General features: G+C 55.3%; 16 protein-coding genes and 2 pseudogenes. 8 read left to right on the forward strand and 10 right to left on the reverse strand.

From position 1 onward, the window contains the following. Window positions 1-117: 117 nt before the first annotated feature. The 7 genes and pseudogenes from ABJM11_RS10670 to ABJM11_RS10705 all read right to left on the reverse strand — a co-directional run bounded on the left by ABJM11_RS10670 (window position 118) and on the right by ABJM11_RS10705 (window position 8,040). Window positions 118-2,472, reverse strand: a complete 2,355-nt coding sequence (locus ABJM11_RS10670) for a cation-translocating P-type ATPase (protein WP_008171261.1) — start codon at window positions 2,470-2,472, stop codon at window positions 118-120. Between the two features lie 178 nt (window positions 2,473-2,650). Next, a pseudogene (locus ABJM11_RS10675) lies at window positions 2,651-2,936 on the reverse strand (mercuric reductase); the annotation flags it as partial. Between the two features lie 156 nt (window positions 2,937-3,092). Beyond that, window positions 3,093-3,815, reverse strand: a complete 723-nt coding sequence (locus tag ABJM11_RS10680; protein WP_348292725.1) for a cytochrome c biogenesis protein CcdA — start codon at window positions 3,813-3,815, stop codon at window positions 3,093-3,095. Window positions 3,816-4,599: 784 nt separating this feature from the next. Further along, a pseudogene (locus ABJM11_RS10690) lies at window positions 4,600-4,821 on the reverse strand (transposase domain-containing protein); the annotation flags it as partial. Between the two features lie 24 nt (window positions 4,822-4,845). Further along, window positions 4,846-5,043: a hypothetical protein gene (locus tag ABJM11_RS10695; RefSeq protein ID WP_008171269.1), complete on the reverse strand. Its 198-nt coding sequence runs from the start codon at window positions 5,041-5,043 to the stop codon at window positions 4,846-4,848. A 211-nt stretch (window positions 5,044-5,254) separates the two neighbouring features. Continuing rightward, window positions 5,255-6,499, reverse strand: coding sequence for an alginate export family protein (locus ABJM11_RS10700; RefSeq protein ID WP_338355822.1), 1,245 nt, complete (start codon window positions 6,497-6,499; stop codon window positions 5,255-5,257). 455 nt (window positions 6,500-6,954) lie between these two features. Next, the gene (locus tag ABJM11_RS10705) at window positions 6,955-8,040 is read right to left on the reverse strand and encodes an OprO/OprP family phosphate-selective porin (protein WP_053113984.1); all 1,086 of its coding nucleotides are present in this window, start codon (window positions 8,038-8,040) and stop codon (window positions 6,955-6,957) included. 280 nt (window positions 8,041-8,320) lie between these two features. Between ABJM11_RS10705 and ABJM11_RS10710 the strand changes: the two genes are divergently transcribed. The 5 genes from ABJM11_RS10710 (at window position 8,321) to ABJM11_RS10730 (ending at window position 15,368) form a co-directional block, all read left to right on the forward strand. Continuing rightward, complete coding sequence (locus ABJM11_RS10710; protein ID WP_062363658.1) at window positions 8,321-9,049, forward strand: TorF family putative porin; 729 nt, start codon at window positions 8,321-8,323, stop codon at window positions 9,047-9,049. Window positions 9,050-9,334: 285 nt separating this feature from the next. Continuing rightward, window positions 9,335-10,636, forward strand: a complete 1,302-nt coding sequence (locus ABJM11_RS10715) for a TolC family protein (protein WP_036208654.1) — start codon at window positions 9,335-9,337, stop codon at window positions 10,634-10,636. Between the two features lie 63 nt (window positions 10,637-10,699). Beyond that, entirely contained in the window at window positions 10,700-11,884 is a 1,185-nt protein-coding gene (locus ABJM11_RS10720; RefSeq protein ID WP_036208657.1) for an efflux RND transporter periplasmic adaptor subunit, read from the forward strand. 14 nt (window positions 11,885-11,898) lie between these two features. Further along, a complete protein-coding gene (locus ABJM11_RS10725) occupies window positions 11,899-15,006 on the forward strand; it encodes an efflux RND transporter permease subunit (protein WP_036208660.1) in 3,108 nt (1,035 codons plus the stop codon). Between the two features lie 17 nt (window positions 15,007-15,023). Further along, a complete protein-coding gene (locus ABJM11_RS10730) occupies window positions 15,024-15,368 on the forward strand; it encodes a P-II family nitrogen regulator (protein ID WP_053113976.1) in 345 nt (114 codons plus the stop codon). A gap of 50 nt (window positions 15,369-15,418) precedes the next feature. Here the strand turns inward: ABJM11_RS10730 and ABJM11_RS10735 are convergent, their stop codons facing one another. After that, window positions 15,419-16,150, reverse strand: a complete 732-nt coding sequence (locus tag ABJM11_RS10735; RefSeq protein ID WP_041333833.1) for a hypothetical protein — start codon at window positions 16,148-16,150, stop codon at window positions 15,419-15,421. A 356-nt stretch (window positions 16,151-16,506) separates the two neighbouring features. Here ABJM11_RS10735 and ABJM11_RS10740 point away from each other — a divergent pair, with 356 nt between their 5' ends. The 3 genes from ABJM11_RS10740 to ABJM11_RS10750 are packed head-to-tail and all read left to right on the forward strand — an operon-like array spanning window position 16,507 to window position 22,163. Continuing rightward, entirely contained in the window at window positions 16,507-17,646 is a 1,140-nt protein-coding gene (locus ABJM11_RS10740) for a TolC family protein (protein ID WP_227513165.1), read from the forward strand. Between the two features lie 21 nt (window positions 17,647-17,667). Then, the gene (locus ABJM11_RS10745; protein ID WP_239286573.1) at window positions 17,668-18,951 is read left to right on the forward strand and encodes an efflux RND transporter periplasmic adaptor subunit; all 1,284 of its coding nucleotides are present in this window, start codon (window positions 17,668-17,670) and stop codon (window positions 18,949-18,951) included. 14 nt (window positions 18,952-18,965) lie between these two features. Next, on the forward strand, window positions 18,966-22,163 hold the full coding sequence (locus ABJM11_RS10750; protein ID WP_348292728.1) for a CusA/CzcA family heavy metal efflux RND transporter: 3,198 nt from the start codon (window positions 18,966-18,968) through the stop codon (window positions 22,161-22,163). 52 nt (window positions 22,164-22,215) lie between these two features. On the opposite strand, the gene ABJM11_RS10755 is transcribed toward ABJM11_RS10750, so the two are convergent. After that, complete coding sequence (locus ABJM11_RS10755) at window positions 22,216-23,538, reverse strand: ATP-binding protein (RefSeq protein WP_199451741.1); 1,323 nt, start codon at window positions 23,536-23,538, stop codon at window positions 22,216-22,218. 25 nt (window positions 23,539-23,563) lie between these two features. Then, on the reverse strand, window positions 23,564-24,235 hold the full coding sequence (locus ABJM11_RS10760) for a response regulator transcription factor (RefSeq protein WP_104270570.1): 672 nt from the start codon (window positions 24,233-24,235) through the stop codon (window positions 23,564-23,566). Window positions 24,236-24,323: the final 88 nt, after the last annotated feature.

Consider the following 24,323-nt stretch of genomic DNA (forward strand, 5'->3'; position numbering starts at 1 on the left):
ACCACTTAAACTCATAAGCCTGAATTCACACTGAAAAACCCCAACAAAAGATGCAAAAAGAGTCGCTCAATAGCGTGGGCTTGATGAACATCAATTTTTCCAATTGGAAGTGTTCGTCTACCCTAAGCCGTCCAGTTGGGTGCGCTTTAACAGGAGTGCATTTACCGCAACAAGAGCGGAGCTTCCAGACATTGCGAGCGCCGCTACTTCTGGGCTTATCACCAACGGATAGAACACGCCTGCCGCCGCGGGAAAGGCGATGACGTTATAGCCCACCGCCCAGAACAGGTTCTGGTGCATCTTGCGCAGGGTAGCGCGCGACAGCTCGATGGCTCCCAGCACATCGTAGGGGTCGCTCTTCATCAGCACCACGTCAGCGCTCTCAATGGCCACATCGGTGCCGGCACCGATGGCGAAACCCACCTCCGCCTGGGTCAGTGCCGGGGCGTCATTGACACCGTCGCCCACCATGCCAACCTTCTTGCCCTGAGCCTGGAGCTCCTTGATCTTGTCTGCTTTCTGCCCCGGAAGGACATCGGCGATCACCATCTCAATGCCGAGTTCCCGGGCGATGCGCTCGGCGGTGGCCTGGTTGTCGCCGGTGAGCATCGCCACCTCCACCCCGCGTTCACGCATCTTTTTGACCATTGCAGTAGCGGTGGGGCGCGGCGCATCGGCAATGGCGATAAGGCCGACCAGCTTCCCGTCCTGGGCGACGTGCACCACGGTCTGACCCGCGCTCTGCAGACGCGCGGCCTCGTCCTTCAGGCTCGCCATGTCGACCTTCTCTTCGTCCATCAGCCGGCGGTTGCCGAGCAGCACGGTCTTGCTGCCAATCTCCGCCCGCGCGCCCTTGCCCTCGATGTTGGTGAAGCCGGTCAGCGGATCGAGCTGCAAGCCTTCGGCCTTACTTTGTATCGCCTTGGCCAGAGGATGGTCCGAGCCCTGCTCCACCGTCCCCGCCAGTGCGAGGACCGCCTCCTCGGTGCTGCCCGCCACCACGACCACCTCGACCACCTGCGGCTCGCCCATGGTCAGGGTGCCGGTCTTGTCGAAGACCACAATATCCAGCCGGGTGGCATCCTCAAGTGCAGAGGCATTCTTGAACAAGATGCCGTTCCTGGCGCCGAGGCCGGTGCCCACCATCACCGCCATGGGCGTGGCAAGGCCGAGGGCATCCGGACAGGCGATCACGAACACGGTGATAGTCAGGGTCACGGCAAGCAGCAGGCTTTGGCCGATCCACCAGAACCAGACGGCGAAGGTGAGCAGGCCGATTACGATGGCAATCACCACCAGCCACTGTGACGCTTTGTCCGCCAGCAGCTGCGCCGGGGCCTTGGAGTTCTGCGCCTCCTGCACCAGCTTGACGATCTGCGCTAACGCGGTGTCGGAACCTACCTTGGTGGCGCGATACCTGAAGCTGCCGCTCTTGTTAATGGTGGCCCCGATCACCTTATCGCCGGGCTTTTTTTCCACCGGCATGGACTCGCCAGTGAGCATGGACTCATCCACCAGGGACTCGCCCTCCAAGACCTCACCGTCCACCGGAATCTTATTGCCGGGGCGGATCACGACGATGTCGTCCTTCAGAACCTCAGCGGTGGGAACCTCCCGTTCCTGGCCATCACGCAACACAGTGGCCTTGGGCGGCGCGAGATCCATCAGCGAGCGGATGGCGTCCGAGGCACCGGCACGGGCGCGCATCTCCAGCCAATGGCCGAGCAGGATGAACACCAGCAGCACCGCCACCGCCTCGAAAAACTGCACACCCGGGAAAAAGAGCGTGGAACCGACGCTGAACAGGTAGCCAGTACCCACCGATAGAACGACCAGCACAGCCATGTTGAGCACGCCGTTTTTCAGCGCGCGCCAGGCGGCAACAAAGAACGGCCAGCTTGGCCAGAGCACCGCGATGCTTGCCAGTAATAGCAACCACAGGTCTAGCCGCAGCCCGAAGGGCGGTGCTGGCGGTTCGAACAGCCCACCCATGGGCGAATAAATGAAAATCGGGAGGCTGAAGATCAGGCAGACCCAGAAACGGTTGCGCATGTCGCGCACCATTGCCTGCATGTCCATGCTGCCGCCGTGACCCATCTCGTGGGCCATTTCGTCCTTTGCGCCAGTATGTTCGCCGTGTTCAGCAGGATGCGCGGTATCGTCGTGGCCGGTGTGGGAGGCATGGCCATCGTGGACGGGCATGGACACAGCCCCGGCTTCGGTCGGCGGGTCCCCCGGGTCGCAAACGTGCCTGGGCAACTGTTCTCCGGAACAGTGATAGCCGCACTCGTGTATCCGGGCCTTGATAGCCTCAAGGTCCACCGTCGCCTCATCATAGGTGACGGTCGCGCTGCCGGCCACATAGTTGACCTCGGCTTTCTTAACGCCGGGCAATCTCAACAACTGTTTCTCCACGCCCCGAGCACTCAGTGCCGATAGCAAGCCGCGGATCTCCACGACGGTATTTTTCATTCCTTGGTCCCCTTTCCTTAATTGGCCAACCGGAGCTTTTATCAGGCAGACGAACACCCAGCATAAGCGCCATCCAGATCATCAGAGCATATCTACCTGAATCCAAAATGAATCACCGGCTTAAACCGAATCAGATTGTGATCTCGGTCAAGAAACCCCAGAGCCGCGTTCAAATGATTTATCCGGCACAGCATGACAACTGTTTTACATCCTTGGTGAACGTTTGCGCACAGAGCTTGAGTCCTTCAACCATGGTCAGATAGGGGAACAAGTCATCGCCGATTTCCTGAACGGTCAAACCTGCTCGTAACGCCATCACCGCCGTTTGGATAATTTCACCGCCTTCCGCTGCGACAACCTGCACCCCGAGCAACTGCTTCGGCTTCAGAGAGGCCAACGGTGGCGACTTGAGGATCGGTAAACATGACCGCGGGCATGGCACTGAGGTCGAGCCTGGCCTCGCCTTCCTTACAGGAATATCCCATCTAACACGTAATCCTGAACACCGGCAGACTCGCTCAGCGCCCAGGGCCGGATAGGCTTTTTACACTCAGCTACACTGGCTGCGTCAGGATAGCACCCACTGAAACGATCCCCACGAATTAAAGAATTAGAGAGGATCAGCCAAGCCTTCCAAGAACTGGAAACGTCGACAACATCCATGACGCGAATAGAGTCATCTGACCGGTGAGCACCAACACGCCCATGACAACGAGTACCAGGCCTGCAAACACTCTCAGCAGTCGACTCCAGCGACTGAACCAGCGCACTCGTCGGCGAAAGTGCTCAATGAATAGGGCAGTTCCCAGGAAGGGAAGAGCCAGCCCTAACGAATAGGCAGCAAGATACAACATACCTGCCTCGGCATTGGCATGGGTGGAGCTGAGCGCCAATATAGCCCCGAGTATGGGACCTATACAGGGTGTCCAGCCGATGGCAAATGCTATCCCCAGAAGAAAGGCGGCAGTGGGACGTCCGCCTTCAAGTGACTGTCCAATGCGCCATTCGCGCTGCAACGCCGGCATGCTCCACCAACCCAGCATAAACAGACCCATTAGAACGATGAGCACGCCGGCCACCAGGTTGGCCTCTTCACGATAGGCCATCAACCATTGCCCTAAAGCACTTGCGCTTGCTCCCAGGGCAATAAAGATCAGACTGAACCCCATCACAAAACACAGGCTCAGCCAAAGGGCCTTCAACCGATTCGAAGCCTCGGTCAGGGCACCTCCAGTCACGACCGACAGGTAGCCGGGAACCAGAGGTAGCGTGCAGGGTGAAAAAAACGATATGAGACCACCGGCAAACGCGGCGGCAATTCCCCAAGTTGCAAGATCAGGCATTTAGCCCTCCAAGTTCGGTGAGTCTGTCAAATTGCCCAGAAATCGAATTTGATGCCTTCCCTGGACCTGCCGTTATTGATAATGGCCCGTGCCCGCCATAGCATCTTGCCAGTACCGCACCGTGGCGGAGTTCAGGCGAAAAGGCATCACTTTCACAGAGCTGACCTCAGTAATCCTTGTGTTCGCGGAACACACGCTGCTGGCCGTTGGCGTTGAAGGCGATGACCTGATAATCGTCCTTCCGGCCCGTTTCCATGCCCCTGCATCATTTTCATGCACGCCTCAGTCATGGCTTTACGGTCTTCGGGGGACATATCAGACATCATATTCATCATCCCCCTCATGCCTTTTCCTTCGTCCTCGTGGGCCAATGCAGAGAAGGATCCAATGGTTCCGGCCAGAAGAATCGCTGTGATGGTGAGCCTGGTTTTTGAATTGCGCATTTGATTCACTCCATATAAAGCCCCGTTACGAATGAACCGAAGGACGAGACTTTGTTGCAAGAACTAACGTTAATGAGTTTGCCGCGATGGGCAAAAACCGGTTAAGACTCAGGAGTAATGTTCTGCAGGGGGTGTAATAGAAGCCAGGAAGGGATCCTGGTAGTGGGCCGCCTGTGCGGCAAAAATCAGCTGGGAACCGGTATCGGTAAAACTTGTGAAGTTCCCCGGCGGCAAGGCAAAGCAAACGCAGGCCCGCTGAACACCAAAAGCAGTGACAGCAACACAACAATAGTGGGGCGATTCTTTGCGGCCATCCTGCTTTCAAGCACCAGTCTGTGACATTAACAAATTAAGGCATACGATCTACCGATACGTTCCCAAAAGACCAACACTATTTTATTCCGTTGTAAGCGCCCGCCGATGGCGCTGCTCTTCTGTGTCGGCAGTCGGGTTAGAACATCCCTTGGATACCCATAGGGATCATGCCCTTTCCGCATAGCCGACTGGATCAGCGTCATGACCGCAGCCGCGCGTTGACCACTGCGGAGTGATCCCAGGAACAGCCCAACGCACAGGGCCACGAGCCTTCACTTATACGTGACGCCGTGTCGATCGAAGATCTCATAAACTTCCCCGGCCTCCTCCTGCGGCAACATCACCCGGATCGTCTGCTCTTCCTTATCAATAAAGATCACATCCTGTGGGATTTCGCTGCCAATAAGATCGTCTCGCGTATTGCGTGCCTGATCCATGTTCTCGAACTTACCATTAATAGCTTTACCCATCGTGCTTCTCCTTGTTGTTTAGATTCCATCCAAAGCATAGCTAACACATCAATTTCTGTAAATTTACGACGTTTCCAAGAGCCAAACGCTGCCTGAGACCTCCTCAACCGCAGCGTTCGTCAGCGACCCTTATCCTTCGGATTGTCTACCCCCGGTCGGGGCGACCCGCCCTCTATCAGGCGAATGTCTGTTCACCGCAACAGTGATAAGGTCAGAACTTGACCTCTCCCCACAACCAGGCCTTGTCCGTATCCACGCCACGACCATCGGCGGCATAGCTGGCGAACTTGGCACCCACCGTGTAGTGCTTGTTGATCGGGTAGACAGCCAGCAGCCCCAGCTCGGAGCCATAGCTCAGGCTATTGATGTCACTGCTGTAGTCATGATAAACGGCCAGCCACTTGACCCCCTTTGCTGAGGCACCCGCCGATACGTATAGATCCTGCAGGCCATCGTCCGGGGTGACCAGGAACTGGTCGGCCCAACCGTTCATCGCGTGAAGCGTCGCCAGAGGCGTCTGGAATGACCGGCCGTCGTCCGACTCCAGAGTCTCCATACCCACCTTAAAGGTCAGGCCGTAGACTGCGAGCCCCACTTCCGCCAGCCAATAAGCGGCCTCAAAGCTTTGCGGGTTGTCTGCATAGTCTTTCTGGATTGCGTACTCCAGGGTGTACAGGACCCTGGCGTCTTCCGATACATCGGTGCCACCTGCGAACCGCAAACCAAAATTCTGGGTTGAGTTGACGTCTTCGTTGGTAAAGTCGAAAAGATAACCGTAAGTGGTCAGGGTTCCGGCAGCCAAGCCATGATACTGTGCGTTGAAAATCGGCGACTGCATTGGGAAATTGCCATTAGGGCTGGCATCCGAGAACACCCGGTTAGCATTGTAAAGATAGCCCGCTGTGATCTTCGTGTCCGGAAGCGACTCGTTGGTGCCGACAAAGGCATCGAAGGTTTGCTCATTCTGGCGCCAGCCAACCGTACCGATAAACCGGTGATTGTCCAGAGCAAAGCGCTGACGGCCGTAGGTCAGGCTGGTATCCGAAAAACCTTTGTAACGCACGTAAATTTGGTTGACTTCGGTTTCCGTCGGATCAGCGACTACTGAGTGATCGGTTATGCCATTGATGGTGCTATTGTAGTTCTCATTCCCCACAGCGGACACATCTTCCGCCTCGGCAAACACCTCAAACCCCTTAAAATCACCAGTCCGGTACCCCAGTCGGGTTCGAACGGTAGAAGCATGGGCTTGATCAAGAGGGTTGTCCTGATCCACAAATTCGTAACGGTAACGAACATCAAGCGAAACCTTTCCCCCGGTTAAGGCTTCGGTAAAGGTCATGGACAGGACAGGCGTTGCGGCAGAGGCCAGAACCGAACCAATGGCAAAGACAAGCAACGACTTCTGGTTTTTTTGGCCATTCCTGGCAGTGAGCGGAGTTAGCATCATTTTCATCCTAGTGGTACCTTCAGCGGCCGTATAAACGGTTGAATGGAGTCAATATTTCATCGATAAGTCGCTCATTCAGTTTAGGGCGCCAATGTCAGCGACAACCTTGATATCGGTCAGATTGAACCTGACTCTCAAGGGGTACCTCCATAGGCTCACAGGCAAAAAGAGCTGAACAACGCGCCACCACCTTATACGTCTCGCAAAGCCGTCCATACGGGCCTCCTTTTTTCAGGAATACAGCCGGATCAGAGCTTAACTGCACCTTCAGGCTGTCCAACTGATGGGGTCCACCTCAATGTACACCAGAAACCTCAGATGAACTTTATTAGCGGGGGGCGGGGTGGGGGGGGGGCAGACAAAAGCATGGGCAGATTAATATCTGCCCAAAACCTGAGTATTTCATTAACTCTCAAGAACTATATCAAACCGCAAAACTCATTCAAGCGACCTCCATGCGGTCAAAATGCATATTGTAACCTCGCACGCACTTCATCTCCGCTAGCGCCATTGGCTTCTTCGCCATCCATGTAGCTCATTCCAAGTCGAACATTCTTGTTGGCGTAATAGTTAACGCCCAGTGTTGTTTGCTCACCGTCGGTCGTGGCCAGCCCCACGTCACTGTATTTTCCGTCACCATCCTCAAAGCGGGCAACAACTTCCCAGGCCCCTTTGGGCGATGCCGGTTTTACCCGCTTGAATGCTCCGGCTTTGTAAGGACGGCTTTCGCCGGTGATGATCCAGCCAAGCTGTACGTAATAACCATCAACATCCACCTGGCCTTCCTCGGAATCGAAATATTCGGCCTGGGCATGGAAGGGCCCGGAAGCGCCGGCGAGCTCCAGATTAAACGTATCGACCTCATCGGCCTGAGTGTCGGCATCACGCGTGGTATAACCCGCACCAAGATGAACAACCATATTGTTCGTTTGAATCGGTGCAACCGTGCCCCGTGCGGTTACTGCCGTGTTATTGAAATCGTCGCTGCCATTGCCGCCTGCCTCGAAGTAGCCGATACCGTAGGTCCAGTTGCTGCCTTTGCCGCTGAGCTGGATGCCGCCGCTGCGACCGGGGGCATAACGCTCGGTCATGGCAGATCGCTCAAGCGCTGAGATGTCTTTTGAGCTCGTTAATTCTTCCAGGCCGAATGGCTCTTTCTGTTTACCGATAGTCACGGTTGCAGCTGAGCCAAATCCCATGTAACGAATGTACAGGTCTTCAGCAGTACCGCCGTCGGCGCCATCACTTTCAGCGACGTTGAACTGGGTCTTGTACGCCCAGTCGCCAAAGTGGCCCTTGGCGTAGAGGCGTGCCCGGCGCACATCGAAATCGGTAGTGTCAACACCGTTGTCGTCAGACTGCGTGGCGTCGTAATCCCACTGAATGCGCCCGCCGAGCTGAAAAGACGCAGAGTTATCCGACACTTTCACTTTGATACCGCTGTCGGTATCGATCACAAGGTCTTCGCCGCTGGTCGTAACGTTTCCGGCCTGTGCAGCAGAAGCGGCAGAAATCGCCAAAGCCAAGCCCAAATATTTCTTGCTCATGATCTGTCTCACCTTTTTCGGTTTGCTTGTGTGTGTTGAAGCGCTATTAAAGTCTATTTGGCAAAGATTACAGAATGGTTACAGAGAATGCATCAAAACAGGGCGCTGGTCCGGGCCGGTGACAGGTTCTGGGGCGCTAGGTGTTGGGTCGTTTTTCGGGGGCAAGCTCAGAATGTGCCGATTTGTCTCTATAATAATGATAAACAAGAATAAATAAGATGTGGCAAGACTTTTGCTAAATCATATTTGGAGCAATGAAATCCAACCGAAGGTATCCATTATGAAGAAGCAGTTTTTCACCAAATCCGGATTTATCAGTATCACTTTGCTTGCAGCACTTCAGGCTGCGCCCGCCATTGTTAGCGCTGACGTCAGCTCAAATGTGAGCGCCAGCAGCAACTATCTGTTCCGGGGCGTCACCCAGACAGACGGGGCTGCGGCTGTCCAGGGAGGGTTGGATTATGAGCATGCGTCGGGCTTCTACGCCGGTGGTTGGGGTTCCAATGTCGATTTTGGTGACGGCACCAGCTATGAGCTTGATCTTTATGCCGGATTCTCCGGCTCTGTGGAAGAACTGGGTTATGACGTTGGGTACATTTATTATGCGTATCCTGACGCGCCGGACTCCATCGACTTCGGCGAACTGTACGGCGAGATCAGTTATGGCATTGCGGCCATCGGCCTGGCCTACACGATCAACAGCGACACCAGTGGTGATGGGGTGTTCGTGCAGGGGGATGCCTATTACTACGCCTCTGTTGGGGTGCCTCTGGAGGACAGCTACAGTGCCGGTGTGACGCTTGGCTATTACGACTTCGCTGATGACGGCAAGGCTTCTGTCGGCGAGGCAAGTTATTCACACGTCGCCGCCAACGTTACAAAGGATGCGGGAAACTTCGGTTCTTTCAGTGTTAACGTGGAGTACGCGGACATTGAGTCAACCGACGCGCTTGGCTCTGTCAACTCGGATGATCCGAAGTTCTGGCTGGGTTGGAGCAGGAGTTTCTGATCGGCCAAGTGATCACAAGCAATTCAGATCCAGAATAAAAAGCCGGCCCAAATGACGGGCCGGTTTTTATTTATCATGCAAGAACCCACCATCGTGCGCCTGCCTTGACGCCCGGTGACTCGACATCCTCGCCCTTACCTCTGCCCCCCCCTGCCGCCAAAGCTCATTTCTTATCCGGTGCCTGAATTTCAAACTGTATTAAAGGTTTGTCTGTAAGGTCGTTCCAGATTCCCACGCAAAAATGCTGACTCACTGACCTCAGTCAAACAGCCAGGATGATACTGAATGAACAAACGATTGTTGTTGTGCGCGATGATAGTTCCGGGAGCCTTGGCCGTCTCTCCTATGGTGTCGGCCCAGGCAAAAGAGAGTGTGTCGCTGAAAGAATATCAGCAGGCCAAAGCCAGCCAGGCTGTTTCCCTGAACCAGGCCATGGTGATGGCTTTCGAGAATAGCCCGGTATTGGCTTTGAGGCGGGCCGCGGTCTCGATACAGCAGGGACAGCTTGATCATGCCAGCCGCTGGGCGCCGAGCAATCCAGAGTTTGAGTTGGGGGCCCGTCAGGCCCCGGATCAGGCCGACGAGTCCCTGGAATATGGGGTGAGGGTTACTCAGGAGATCTGGATGGGTAATCGCGGCGACCTTGGGCAGTCGCGTGCCCGGAGTAATCTCACGTCCCGGCAACAGGAGCTTGAATACCTGAAGGTAGCCACCAAGGCGCGGGTGCGGGCCGCCTATTTCCGGATACTGCTGGCTCAGAAAGAGTTGGAAACCGCAACCCGTGCCGTTGAACTTATGCAACGCACCAAAGACCTGGTTGAAATGTCCGTAAAACAGGGTAAACAAACCCGGATTGATCTCAATACCGCAGTCATTGGGCTTGCCAGGGCCCGGAATCAAAAAGCCTCGGCGGAACAAAAGCTCGAGCAATCAAAAATTGACCTTACCGAAGTGCTCGGGGTGTCCCCCTCCGATGCCGTTGGGGTGACCGGCGAGCTTGATGTGACGCTCGAAGACCTGCCTCCGACCAGCCAGCTTGTCGAGATGGCACAGAGTCAGAGAGCGGACCTGAAAGCGGCGGCCGCCAGAATTGCAGCGGATGAATCTGGCCTTGAAGTTGCGAAAAGCCTGACGATTCCAAATCTGAAAGTCTTCGGATTTTATGATCGTGAGGAAGGCTCCAACCTTTTCGGTGCAGGGGTGTCGATGCCTTTGACCGTTTTTCATGATTATTCCGGTGAGCAGAGACAAGCTGCTGCGCGGCTGAAAACCTCCGAGCTTGAGGCAGAGGCCTTGCGCCTGGCTACAGAGCGTCAGGTTGTGTCAGCTGTGGCCCGGTACGAATCCACCGCCGTTCGGCTGCGCCAGATGAACGAGTCGATCCTGGAGCGTTCAGAGGAAACATTACAGTTGATGCAGAAAGCACTTCGGGCGGGCAAGGTCGGTGCCTCGGATGTTCTGGCGGCACAGGACAATCTCCTGTCGGTAAGGCAGGAATACGTTCAGGCGCAGAATGATTATATCGATGCCGTCCGGGCGCTGGAGATAAGCACAGGAGGTGCTCTGTCGATGTCAGCCGGTTCCTGAGGGTATGAAACTCAAAATTGACCGTTCTCTTAGTACCGTTCTCTAAATATTGAGGGTGAATGAATGATTCGCAATCTGAAGATACTGTTAATAGTTGTCGGCGCTCTGAGCTTGCAGCAGGCATACGCTGCCGGAGAAGCCGAGGGTGACCAGCACGAAAATGAAGAAGCCGAGCATGCCGGAGAGGAAAACCAGTCCCGCCAGATCCATCTGACGCCGGAGCAGACAGAGTTACTGTCGATTCAGACTGTGGCGGCTGCCAAGGGGCGCGCTGGCGCAATTGTTACGGCACCTGCCGAGATTCAGTATGTGCCGGACCGCGTGGCCGAGGTTGGTCCGCTGCTGGAGGGAAAACTGACAGGGTTGGCGGTTGATCTGGGGGATCGTGTCAATAAGGGGCAGTTACTGGCAACCCTGAACAGTGTGGAGCTGGCCCGGATTCGCTCCCGGTTAATCTCGCTGGAGGCCCGCAAAGAAGCGGCCGAGTCTGACTACAATCGTGAAAGGGAGTTGCAGGGACAGGGTATTTCCAGTGAAGAAGAGTTCCTGGATGCCAAGGCTGCCTTTCTTGAAACAAAAGCGGAGTACGATTCCGTGCGGGAACAACTGGCGGTTTACGGCAGCGAGTCGTCAGGTGACAGTGGGGGGCTGGCGCAATACGCGCTCCGCTCACCCATTGAGGGGCGTGTCGAGCAGATGCATGTTCGTCTGGGGCAAACGCTGAGTCCGTCGGATACGCCTTTCATCGTGGCGGATGCCTCGGTGTTGTGGGCCATTCTTCAGGTGTCCGAATCCGATATTGACCAGATTTCAACGGGAGACGAGGTTCAGATTTCCTCCAGGGATTCAAGTTCTGACCGGTTTCACAGTGGGCAGGTATCCTGGGTGTCGAGCATGCTCGATGAAAAGACCCGCACCATCCCGGTTCGCGTTGTGCTGGAGTCTCCCAGAGGCGACCTTCGCCCGAATACCTATGCCACGGCCAGAATCATGACGGAATCGGAGGCCTCACTGCCGCTGGTTCCGGATGATGCGGTTCAAACCATTGGCGATGACTCCGTTGTGTTTGTTCCGGGCGATGAGAAAGGGGCTTACAAGGCGGTTCCCGTCACGCTTGGCAAGGAGGCAAACGACTGGATCGAGATCAAGTCCGGCATTAGCGCAAACACGGAAGTGGTTTCAGTAGGCGCTTTTGATCTGATGTCGGCCATTACCGCCAGTGGCCGCAGCGCCGCTCACGGACACTAAACCCCGGGGGGAGCATGATCAACGCAATTGTGAATTATGCGCTGAACAATCGTCTGATGACGCTTGTTTTTGCTATCGCCGTGATCGTTGCCGGCGTATTTTCATTTCAAAAACTGCCGGTGGATGCGTTTCCGGACGCGACGCCGACCATGGTTCAGGTGTTTACCACCAGTCCTGGTCTGTCGCCGGTTGATATCGAAACGCTGATTTCCTATCCCGTTGAGATCAGCATGTATGGAATTCCCAAGCTGGAAAAAGTGCAGAGCACGTCGATTTTCGGGTTGTCGCGGGTGACCATCTATTTCGAAGATGGCACCGATATCTACTTCGCCAGGCGGCTGGTAAACGAACGGCTTTCCGAGGCCAAGCGCCAGATTCCCGAAGGGATGGGGCAGCCGGAACTCGGGCCCATAGCGAGCGGTCTTGGGCGCATCCTGATGTATTCCCTGGAAGCTGAGGATAAGGATCAATACAGCCTGCAGGAAATCCGCACGATCCAGGACTGGATTGTCAAGCCCCAGCTCAGAACCGTTCCGGGTGTAACCGGTGTGCTGTCCATCGGCGGCGAGGTAAAACAGTATCAGGTCAATATCGATGCGCAGAAGCTTCAGGCAAGGAACCTGACAGTGTCTGACGTTCGCGGCGCCCTCACCCAGAATAATCGGAACGTCGGCGCCTCTTTCATTACGCGAGGAGGTGAAGAGTATATAGTTCGCGGCTACGGTTGGGTTAATTCAGGTACCGAGGGCATCGAGGACATCCAGAACATCATTGTGTCCAAGAGTGAGGGAGAGTCTCCTATTTATGTCAGGGATGTGGCAGAGGTTAGCCTTGGACCGGCAATTCGCCGCGGCGCGGAGGTGTCCTCGGGCGAGGAGTCCGTGGGCGGCTACGTGATGAAGCTGATCGGAACCAACACCAGTCAGGTACTCGAGGACGTCAACGCAAAAATCGATGATCTGAACAAGTCACTTCCCGAAGGGCTGAAAATAGAGGCTTATTACTCCCAGGCGGAGTTGGTGGGCAAGGCCATAGGCACTGTCGAGAAAGCATTACTTGAGGGCTCGGTTCTGGTGCTGGTGTTCCTCTATCTGTTCCTCGGAAATATACGTTCCACACTGATCGTGGTGGCGACCTTGCCGTTGTCTGTGCTTTTCGCATTCATTGCGATGCGGATTTCGGGCCTGTCCGCCAATCTGATGAGTCTGGGGGGGCTGGCTATCGGCATCGGTATGATGGTGGACGGCGCCGTTGTGATGATAGAGAACATCTTCCGACATCTGGAAGAACGATCAGAGGAAAAGGTCAGTGTTCTGAGGCTTGTAGGTGAATCTGCCCGGGAAGTGGCTCGTCCGATTGTGTTTGCCATTGGCATCATTATTATCGTTTTTCTGCCGCTGTTTACGCTGCAGGGCGTTGAGGGCAAGCTGTTTTCGCCCATGGCCTACACCATCAGTTTTGCGTTGATCGGTGCGCTGTTACTCGCGTTGACGTTGGTGCCGGTTCTGGCCTCGCTGTCATTCAAGATGGGTGGACAACACAAAGAGCCGAAGCTGGTTCTGTTCCTGAACCGGCTATACAAGCCGGTGGTGAATACTGTCGTCAAAGCCCCTAAAATTGTAATGGGCGTGGCCGTCATTGCCTTTGCCGGCAGTCTCCTGCTGTTTCCCTATCTCGGGAGCGAGTTCGTGCCCACGCTCAGGGAAGGCACGTTCCAGATTCGCTCGACACTGCCTCCTGGAGCCAGTCTTGAATCCGCCATCAAGTATGGCAAACGGATTCAGTCCGTTGTCGATGAATTTCCAGAGGTCACCGGCACCTATGCCAGGATCGGTCGTGCCGAGGTGGGCGGTGATCCTGAACCCGTGAACGTTGTCGCGACGCTCGTCAATCTGAAGCCTCTGGATCAGTGGCGAGAAGATGTGAGCTATGAGGACCTTCAGAGCCGGATTGCGGAGTCTTTGGATGAGCGGGTTCCCGGGCTTGCCAACAATCTGTCACAACCGATTCAGCTCAGAACCGACGAACTCCTCTCAGGCGTTCAGGCGCAACTGGTTGCCAGCATTTTCGGCGACGACCTCGACGAGTTGGGCCGGATCGGCAAGGAAGTGGCGGCCCTGGCGAATGATGTGCCGGGGGCAACGGATGTGCGCGCTCAGCAGAGCGCAGGTAAAAAACAGATCGTTATTCGCCCCGACCGTGAAGTGCTGGCGCAGTTTGGCATCAGCATTGATAACCTGATGAGTACGGTCGAAACCGGGATTGGCGGTAAAGGCGCGGGGCTGGTCTTCGACGGTGTCCGGCGATTTGAGATCTTCGCCCGGCTGCAAGAGTCCTATCGCGGGTCCATCGATGAAATCAGAAAGCTTCCCCTCCGGGGTAATAGTGGCGAGCTCATCCCGCTTTCACGGGTGGCCGATGTTGAAATGTACGCTGGCCCCAAGAAAATTTCGCGCTCCAATGCCAGTCGGCGACAGTACGTGCAGATGAACGTACGTGGTCGCGATATGGGCGGTGTTGTTCAGGATTTGCGCAAGCGGATCGAGGAGCAAGTGGACATGCCGCCGGGGTATTTCGTGGAGTTCGGCGGTCAGTTTGAGAACCAGGAAAGGGCCATGGCGCGGCTGGCGATCGTTGTGCCCATTACCCTGGCGCTTATTTTCCTGCTTCTCTTTTCGGCATTCAGTAGTCTTCGCTATGCGGCGCTGATCTTCATGAATGTGCCCTTTGCGGTTACTGGTGGCATTGTCGCGCTGTTTGTGACGGGGCTTTACCTCTCTGTGCCCGCTGCCGTGGGATTCATCGCGGTGTTCGGCGTAGCCGTACTGAACGGTGTGGTGATGGTGAGCTACATCAATCAGTTGCGGGACGAAGGCTACGAAGTCATTGAAGCAGTCAAGTTGGGTGCTCAACGCCGTTTGCGGCCGGTTCTGATGACCGCCTCTGTGGCTATTCTGGGGCTGATTCCCCTGCTGCTGGCCGATGGCATTGGCTCTAATGTCCAACGGCCACTGGCAACGGTTGTGGTTGGCGGTCTGATCACGTCAACGTTGCTGACGTTGGTAGTGTTGCCCAGCGTGTATCAGTGGTTTGCATCCGAACGTCGTGACGTTGAAGTCTGATAGGCAGGAGAAGGCTTATGTATGAAATAAAGGCTTATGTCAGAGAGGTTATGGCAGAGCATGTGGTTGATGCTCTGGCCAGAGTCAAGGGCGTGACAAGCATTGCTGTCGTGCCTCTCAGCGAATTTGGTCATCTGGTCGGCGATGAGTCGCCTCTGGAGAAAGTGAAGATGGTCAAGCTGGAAGTAGACGTAGCGACCGATGATGTCGCTGGTGAAGTTGTGGAACTCATTGTCAGAACGGGCAGAACCCAGGATGGGCACCCGGGTGACGGCAAGGTACTTGTATCCCGCCTGGTTCGGGCTGTTCGTATCGAGGACAGCGAAACCGGTGAGAGTGCACTGGAGCCTGCTTCAAGCTAGTGCTCTGGAAACTGGATGGCGGTTCTGCGGCTTTTGGTTGCGGGCCGCCATCACAGTTCTATCTCCAGTTCCCAGCGATAGATCATATCGTCTGAGTCCGTAGTGAGGCCAAATGCAACGCCCGCCTGGAGTTCCAGAATACTGGAACCCATTCTGAACTCAGCCAGGATGGCAGGTCCCATCAAATGGTTGTTTTCGGCCCCGTAATACTCCAGCCCTGGCTGAAACGTGTCAGACTTCGTGTAGGCGAACTGTAATGAGCCAGTGGGCTCAAGCTGCTCGTCGTCTTCGCCAAATGAGCGGCTAACCAGAAGGTTCGTCAGGATGCTGTAATGCGCGTATAGCTGTCTCTCGTAAAGTGACCCAAGGGTCACTCCACCGGCTTTTTGGCCATGTTCTTTTGACAGTTCAATGAACAAGCCCGCAGCGCTCTCAGTGTCTTGAAAAAAGTTTCCAATCAGTTCGATTTCGTATTCCTCAAGTGAATACGCTCGCCCCGGTCTCTTGATTGCGTTGAAGTTAAGTTCGGCGCTCAGGCGTTCAGATAGCCCGTAACCCACCTCCCACTGATCGGCACGAAGGTTGTCAATTTCGCTCCCCTCACTGTCCAGAAACGCCCCAACCACTCCGATTTCGAGATCCCCCGCAGTTACCCGGGGGGAGTAAATTTCATCGACTGCGAGCTCTGATTTGACCGTGAGGGGCCATAACAGAACCAGGAAAGCCAGTTTGAGTTTGAATCCGTGGCGCGGTGCGCCTGCGTTATTCGTTGCTCGAGACATAGATCACCTTGAAGAAGTGACGGAAAGTAAGGGGCATCGAATGACAGGCTATTGATCTGAGCGCTACAGAAACATAAGTCTTTGGTACTCATTTTGTCCGTCAAAAGGACAGTCCGGGAATGCTGGTGGAGTTGGAGGGCGGTTTCTTTTGTGGATGACGCTTCGAATTCAAGTTCATTTCAACCTTTTCACTTACTATCCTGGCCTGTTCCTACCTTGTCATGGACGCCTCGCGCCCATGAATTGTGGCTATTTACCCCTTCGGGAGAAAGTCGATGAAGGCAAGCAAGCACTCGCCCAGAGCGTTGCTGTGTTCAGTACTATTGTCCATTCCTCTGTTCGGTCAAGCGGAGACTGTGAATTGGACAAATTGGCTCACTGGCCAGATAAGCAAACATCCGGATGTTATGGCGGCGACAGAGCAGGCGGCAGCCCGGGATGCGGATGCTGAGGCAAGCGAACAACCGCTGTATAACCCGGAGCTGTCTGTTGGAGCAGACAGAACGGGCAGTGAAAACAACTTTGAGGCAGGGCTATCACAAACGATCGATTGGTCTGATCAACAGGGTGCGCTAAAGGACAAGGCAAAGCTGATCAGGCTTTCCGCTGAAGCTGATTTGAACGAGGCGGTTTTGGCACAAACGTCCGAGTCGCTGTTTGCGCTTGTCGAGTGGCGCGCGGCGACGCGTGCCGAAGAAATTGCGGAATCCCAGCAACACCGTCTGGATGCCTTGCTGGAGCAGGTTGAGCAACGCCAGCAGGCGGGCGACCTGGGGAGTACCGATGCAGAGCTGCTTTTTTTAAGCCTTTCTCAGCAGCTCAGTGAACTCGCCCAGGCAAAGGCTGCGGTTGATCAGGCGCAAGCCCGGGTCAGAGAGCTTCTGCCGGATTGGCGGCCTCAGGATGGGGGGATCCCCGGGCACATTTGGCCGGCTCTTGCTTCCAGGGTCGATAACGACAATTTGCTGGATCATCCGTCAATTGCTGCTGCCCGCGCGAGGTGGCAGGTGTTGCGGAGCGAAGCCGAGGTGGTCAGTCGCAGAGCGGCGGCATCTCCCACGGTCGGGCTGAGCGGAGGGCGTGATGGCGGTGAGAACCTGGTTGGCCTGACGTTCTCGATCCCTCTGAATGTCCGTAATAACTACCGTGCCGAAATCCAAGCTGCCAACCGACGATCATTAGAGGCCGAAGCTCGGTTTCAGGCACTTTATCGGAAGCAGCAGTATGATCTGGCGGGCGCCCGAGCTGCCTGGAAGCGATACGACACCCAACTTCGTCGATGGACAGAACTCTCCCAGGGGCGTGTACAGCGAAGTGCTGATTTGCTTGAGAAGCAGTGGCAGGTCGGCGACCTCTCCACCTCCGAGTATCTCCAGGCGCTGGGCCAGCGCGCGGAGAGCCTGAAAACCGGTATTGAACTGGAAAAGCTGGCGCAACTGGGTCTGATTGAGCTCTTGAGTCAGTCTGGCGAACTGATCACCCTCTTCCAATACTAGTCTGGAAACTGGATATTCATTATGAAAAAAACTCTGATTTCTGTATTCGCATTGACGTTGCTTACAGCCCCACTTTCTTTTGTACAGGCAGAGGAAGATGCTCATCAGGAAGCCGGTCATGATCATGCTGCCAGTGGCGACGATCATCAGGAAGTCACCGGTGAGGAGGGCGAGTATAAGGAAGATCATGGTGAAGAAGGTGAGCATGAGGAGGAAGGTGAGCATGAGGAGGAAGGTGATCATGAAGAGGAAGGGGGGCACGGCCACGAAGACGAGAACGGTGGCCATGAAGAAGCAACTACCGCAAGCATCAATGCCAAACAGAAAGAGCTCGCCGGCATTGAAGTAGCAACCCTCGAAAGCAAGCACGTTGACTATGAAATCTACGCTCCCGGTGAGCTGCTGACCAACGGCTATACCAGCTATCACGTGTCCCCCCGGGTTGCCTCAGTGGTGCTGCGGCGTCACGTGGAACTGGGTGAGCACGTAACCAAGGGCCAGCCGCTGGTAACCCTGTTCAGTGAGACGGTGGCACAGGCGCAGGCGGATTACAGGAAAGCTTTTCCTGAATGGAAGCGAATCAGCGGGCTGGGTCGTTCCGTGGTTGGCGATCAGCGGTTCAATACAGCGAAAGCCAACATTGAAGCAGCAAGGGCGACTCTGCTTGCTTACGGGCTGAACGATGATGACATTGGTGCGTTGAAGGCCAGCGGGGTGGATAGTCTCGGTGAATACATGCTCAGGGCTCGCGTGGATGGTGCAGTACTGACCGATGAGTTTGAGCAAGGACAAAGAGTTGAGGCTGGCCAGCCGCTGGTGACTCTTGCTGATGAGAGTGAGCTTTGGGTAGAAGCCCATCTGCCAGCAAGCTCCGACATTGTTCTAGAGAAGGGCGCGGAAGCCGAAGTCAGGGCAGCGGGTCGTGTGGGCGTGGCAACGGTGTCCCAGGAAGCCCACACCATTGATCCTGTGACCCGCACGCGGATTGTCAGGCTTGAGCTGGACAATCCTGAAGATCGTTTTCATCCAGGAATGTTCGCAGATGTGTATTTTCGTTTTAAGACCAGCGAGCCGGTGCTTGCCGTGCCGGAGACTGCATTGATGCGTGGCGCGGACGGCGACTGGACGGTCTATGTGGAAGAGGCCGAAGGCGAGTATGAACCCGTGGAAGTGGAACTGGGCCGCTCAATTGGCGGGCTCCGTGAGGTTTCCGGCCTGGCTGCGGGCCAACGAGTCGTTTTGCGGGGCGCATTTTTTGTGGCCTCTGAGATTGCCAAAGGCGGCTTTGATCCGCACAACCACTGATTCCGGGAGCCATTATGTTCAACCGAGTAGTCGACTGGGCGGTTCAGAACCGCCTGTTGGTTCTTATTGCACTCGCTGTGCTTATCTCCACGGCCGCATTTCAGATCCCAAAATTGAATCTTGATGCTTTCCCTGACGTTACAAACGTCCAGGTCGCTGTTAATACAGAGGCGCCCGGACTTGCGGCTGAGGAAGTCGAGCAACTGATCACCTATCCAATCGAAGCGGTGATGTATGCCTTGCCCGATGTCGAGGAGGTTCGGTCCATCTCCAAAACCGGGTTGTCCGGTGTCACCGTGGTCTTTAAAGAGGGCACGGATATCTATTTCGCGCGCCAGTTGGTGTTCGAACGGTTACAGGCCGCGCGGGAGCTGATTCCGGATGGCGTCGGGGTGCCTGAAATGGGCCCGAATACGTCCGGTCTCGGCCAGGTCTACCAGTACCTGCTGATAGCGGACCCGGATTCGGGGTACGACGCAATGGAACTACGCAGCCTGCATGACTGGCTGGTCAAGCTGTTGCTGATACCTGCTGAAGGGGTTACGGAGATCCTGTCGTTTGGGGGAGAGGTTCGCCAGTACCAGGTCAACCTGAACCCGGCTCGAATGCTGTCCTATGACCTATCACAGAACGACATCATGGAAGCTCTGGAGAACAACAACTCCAATGTCGGCGGTTGGTACATGGGCCGCGGGCAGGAGCAACTGGTTATCCGTGGTATGGGCTGGTTGGGCAGTGGCGAGGAGGGCCTGGAGCAGATCCGACAAGTACCCGTGAAAACCAGTGATGGCATTACGGTGACCGTGAGCGACGTCGCTCAGGTGACGCTGGGCACTGAGATTCGTCAGGGTGCGGTGACCATGACCCGGAAGGGTGAAGACGGTCAGGTTGAACAACTGGGTGAAGTGGTTTCCGGCATTGTACTCAAACGAATGGGGGCCAACACAAAAGCGACCATCGACGGCATCGAGGCCCGCGTTGATCGCATAAATCAGGCGCTTCCGAGTGGGGTTCGTTTCGAGCCCTATTACAACCAGGCGGATCTGGTGACCAAGGCCGTAGAGACGGTGACCAATGCGCTTCTGTTGGCTTTTGTGTTTATTGCGATCGTGCTTGCCCTGTTCCTGATGAATCTGCGGGCAACAACGCTGGTGCTGCTTTCAATACCGATTTCCATCGGGATTGCACTGATGATCATGGCCTGGTTCGGTCTCTCGGCCAACCTGATGTCTCTGGGCGGTATTGCTGTGGCAATCGGCATGCTGGTGGATGGCTCTGTTGTTATGGTTGAGAACATGTTCAAGCATCTGACCCATCCTGATGCTGAGCATGACGCCCATCGGGATGAGTTGGCTGGAGATGACCCCGATCCATTGGACGCGTCACACGATGATCATGGCATTGCCCTTCGTCTCCAGGAAGCCGGCCGGGAAGTGGCACGGCCGATTTTTTTCGCGACGGCGATTATCCTGGTCGTTTTCATGCCTCTGTTCAGCTTCGAAGGTGTGGAAGCCAAGCTGTTCCAGCCAATGGCAATCAGCATCATGCTGGCTATCGTGTCGGCGGTGATCGTCGCTCTGGTGGTTGTACCCGCGCTGGCGTCATACATGTTCCGTAAGGGTATCCGGGAGCGGGAAAGCTTCATTCTAAAACCCCTGGAAAAGCTCTATCGCATGGGGCTTGCCTGGTCACTGAAGCATAGCCGCGTGGTTGTTGGCGCGGCGGCGGTTCTTGTTGTACTGGCGGCGCTGATTGTTCCACGACTGGGCACGGAGTTCGTGCCTGAACTGGAAGAGGGCACGATTAACCTCCGGGTGACCCTGGCCCCTTCATCAAGCCTCGATACGGCGCTTGAAGTGGCGCCGAAACTGGAGGCCATGCTGATGGAGTTTCCAGAGGTGACCTACGCGCTGTCCCGGGCGGGCCGACCGGAAATAGGCGGCGATCCGGAGCCCGTCAACAACATCGAAATCTACATTGGCCTCAAGCCAACAGCCGAGTGGACCAGCGCCAGTAATCGCTATGAATTGCAGGCCCTGTTTGAGGCGAAGCTCGAACAGCACCCGGGGCTACTGTTTAACTTTTCTCAGCCTATTGCAACTCGGGTTGACGAATTGTTGTCTGGTGTCCGCGCGCAGTTGGCCATCAAACTCTTTGGCCCGGATCTCAAGGTGCTGGCCGAGAAAGGCCAACAGATCGAAGCGGCGGTCCGAACTGTTCAGGGGACCCGGGACGTGGCCATGGAGCAGATTGCCGGTGAAGCGCAGTTGGTGGTTCAGCCAGACCGTCAGGCACTTTCCCGGTACGGACTCGCCGTGTCTGATGTGATGAGTGTCGTCCGGGACGGACTGGGTGGTGCCGCCGCGGGCCAGATCATCAACGGAAATGAGCGGTACGATATCTATGTGCGCCTGGCCAAACGTTTCCGGGAAGACCGGGATGCCATTGCTGATCTCAGGTTGCAGGCGCCTTCCGGAGCCTGGGTGAGACTCGGTGATGTGGCCGATGTGTCTATTGAGTCCGGCCCGCCCCAGGTGCGCCGCGACGACGTTCAGCGCCGTGTGGTCATTCAGTCCAATGTGCAGGGTCGTGACATGGGCAGTGTGGTTGCCGATATTCAGGATACCATCGCGTCAGAAGTGAACCTTCCCCCCGGCTATTCGGTGGATATTGGTGGTCAGTTCGAAAACCAGCAGCGAGCTCAGAAACGATTGACCATTGTGGTACCTGTATCTCTGGGGCTGATTGCGCTGTTGCTCTACTTCGCTTTCAGTTCGGTTGGTCAAGCGCTGTTGATTCTGGTCAACGTGCCGCTTGCCGTAATTGGTGGTGTCTTTTCGCTCTGGGTCTCCGGCCAGTATCTTTCAGTGCCCAGTTCCGTTGGATTTATCACACTGTTTGGTGTGGCGGTGCTTAACGGGGTCGTTATGGTCGAAAGCATCAATCAGCGAATACAGGATGGGTTGAACGTGGATGCCGCGGTGTTTGAAGGTGCCGTCTCCCGTTTACGTCCTGTCTTGATGACAGCAATAACCTCGGCGCTCGGCTTGATACCGATGCTGTTGTCGACGGGCGTGGGAGCGGAAATCCAGAAGCCACTGGCCAGCGTGATTGTTGGTGGTCTCGTGACTGCAACTTTCCTGACACTCTTTGTTTTGCCGGTTCTGTTCGGTCGCTTTTCAAGAGCCAAGGTGAGTGATATCCAACGGTAAAAAATGGGAGAAGCCGCGCTGCGTCATCGACGGTTGCCTTTCTGGAGGTTTTCTAATCCGGAAGTGGCAGTAGAATGACAATGCTGGCTCCTCCGTTTTTTGAGGTACCCATGTTCATCTGTCCGAGGTTGTCTTCGACAATCTCGGACACGATGGACAATCCGAGCCCGAAACCCGCGACCGTTTCATCCAGCCTGGTACCCCTGTTCATGACAGTGGCTGCCGCCTCGGGAGAAATTCCGGGGCCATCGTCCGCTACTTCTATGGAGAGTCCTGATGACGTGCGGGCGATTGTAACGTCGACGGTTGTCTGGCACCACTTCCCGCCATTTTCGAGTAAATTGCCAAGTAGCTCTGAAAGATCCTGTCGCTCCATTGGCCAGCTGAAGTTTTCAGGTAAGTTGGTGTGGAGGCGAAAAACCGTGTCAGGGAAGATTTTTTCCATAACGGTGATGACACTTGCCGTGATTTCAACCGGCATGCACGTCCGTCCCATCTGTCTGCCTGATATGTCTGCTTTGCTCATCCGGTATTTCAGGGATTTGTCAAGCTCCCGCAAGTTAGAGGCCATAAACACAACATCCTCCCGGGACGGAGGCAAGGTATCGATATCCGACAAAATGGCAAGATTGGCAGAAATGGAGGTTTTGACCAGGTGAGAGAGATCGGAATTCAGGCGGCGGTGGCGGTCCAGCCGCCGGTTTGACAGCTCGAGCAAATCATTGAGCTGCCGGATCAGCGGACGAAACTCTTCCGGCACGTGAGGGTTCAGACGACTTTGTTTCCCGGATTGGAGCCGTCTCAGGTCCTCTTTTATCCTACTGATGGGCTTTAACGTCAGATGTGTGGTGGTTCCAATCAGTGCCAGCAGTATCGCCAGAAGAACGGCCGAGGCACCGAGCAATGTCAGGTGGGCCTTCAGCGGTCGTTCAGAGAGCGCCCCCTCGGTTTCAAGAACGGTGATTGAGGCCAGCTTTCCAGTAGCAGTGAACGTACGTCTAAGCCCAAAAAGCGTGTTCGCGCCCTGCGCTATGTGAATAAAACCCTCGGGCTTATCCACAACGCCCTGCATTTGGCTCAGGTCAAAGTTGTTGCCCGTCAGGACGCTCCCGCCTGCCGTTTCGATGATGATGGCATGCCCCAGAAGCATTTCAAACTGATGGATCATGTTCCTGAGGTCGTCAGTTGTCGGGGACTCGGCTTCAATGATTGCCTGAAAGTTTTCCAGCTCTTTACTCAGGTGTTGTTTCCTGGACTCGTCCGATAGTTGTTTTATCACGTAGGCATGTGAAAAGAATATCAGGGTGAAATAGACGAGGCTGAAAACAGCCCCATACTGAATGGCTGTTCTTCGGATACTCTTTGGAGCTGGCATATGTTGACCTGGTTCGTTCGGGCGTTCAGCCAGTAGGATCTTTTTCGAAGAAGTAGCCCTGGCCACGCAAAGTCTTGATTTTATTGCCCCCTATTATTTTTCTGAGCCTGGCTATATAGACCTGAACAACATTCCTGGTGGGACATCTTTCAATGTTGTAGAGGGTTTCAACCAGTTCATCCTGTGAAAATACCCTGTCTGGTGAACGCAGGAAACACTGCAAAAGGCGGAATTCAGTGGCTGTCAGTCTGAACTCTTTCTGGTCGGGCGTGGTCAGCGTTCGGTAGCTGGCGTTGAGACGAAATCCGTCGACACTGATTTGATCTGTTGTTCTGCCATCCTTCCTTCGGATAATTGCATTGAGCCGGGCTTTCAGTTCATCAAACTCAAACGGTTTGGGAAGGTAATCGTCGGCACCCGCGTTCAACCCTTCTACTCTCTCAGTCCAGTTGGAGCGTGCGGTCAGAATAAGGATGGCCTCTTTTTTCCCGTTTTTTCTCCATCTTTGCATTAAAGACAGTCCATTTTCATCGGGCAGTCCGATATCGAGAATAACGGCCTGGTAGGAGCTTGTTTCAATCAACGAGTCTGCTTCTTTGCCGGTTTTGGCGACATCGACTGTGTAGTGCGCCTGCGCAAGCCAGTCCGATATTTTTTTGGCAAGTACCGCATTGTCTTCAACAATCAGAATTTTCATTTGTAAGCGCCGTTTTTCGTGGTGGGAAAGTTTCGCCAGTCTGCCATGGATTGTACCAGTAACGGCAACTCCCCAGAAAAACAGCAAC

The sequence above is a fragment of the Marinobacter sp. genome (assembly GCF_039977835.1).
Lineage (GTDB): Bacteria > Pseudomonadota > Gammaproteobacteria > Pseudomonadales > Oleiphilaceae > Marinobacter.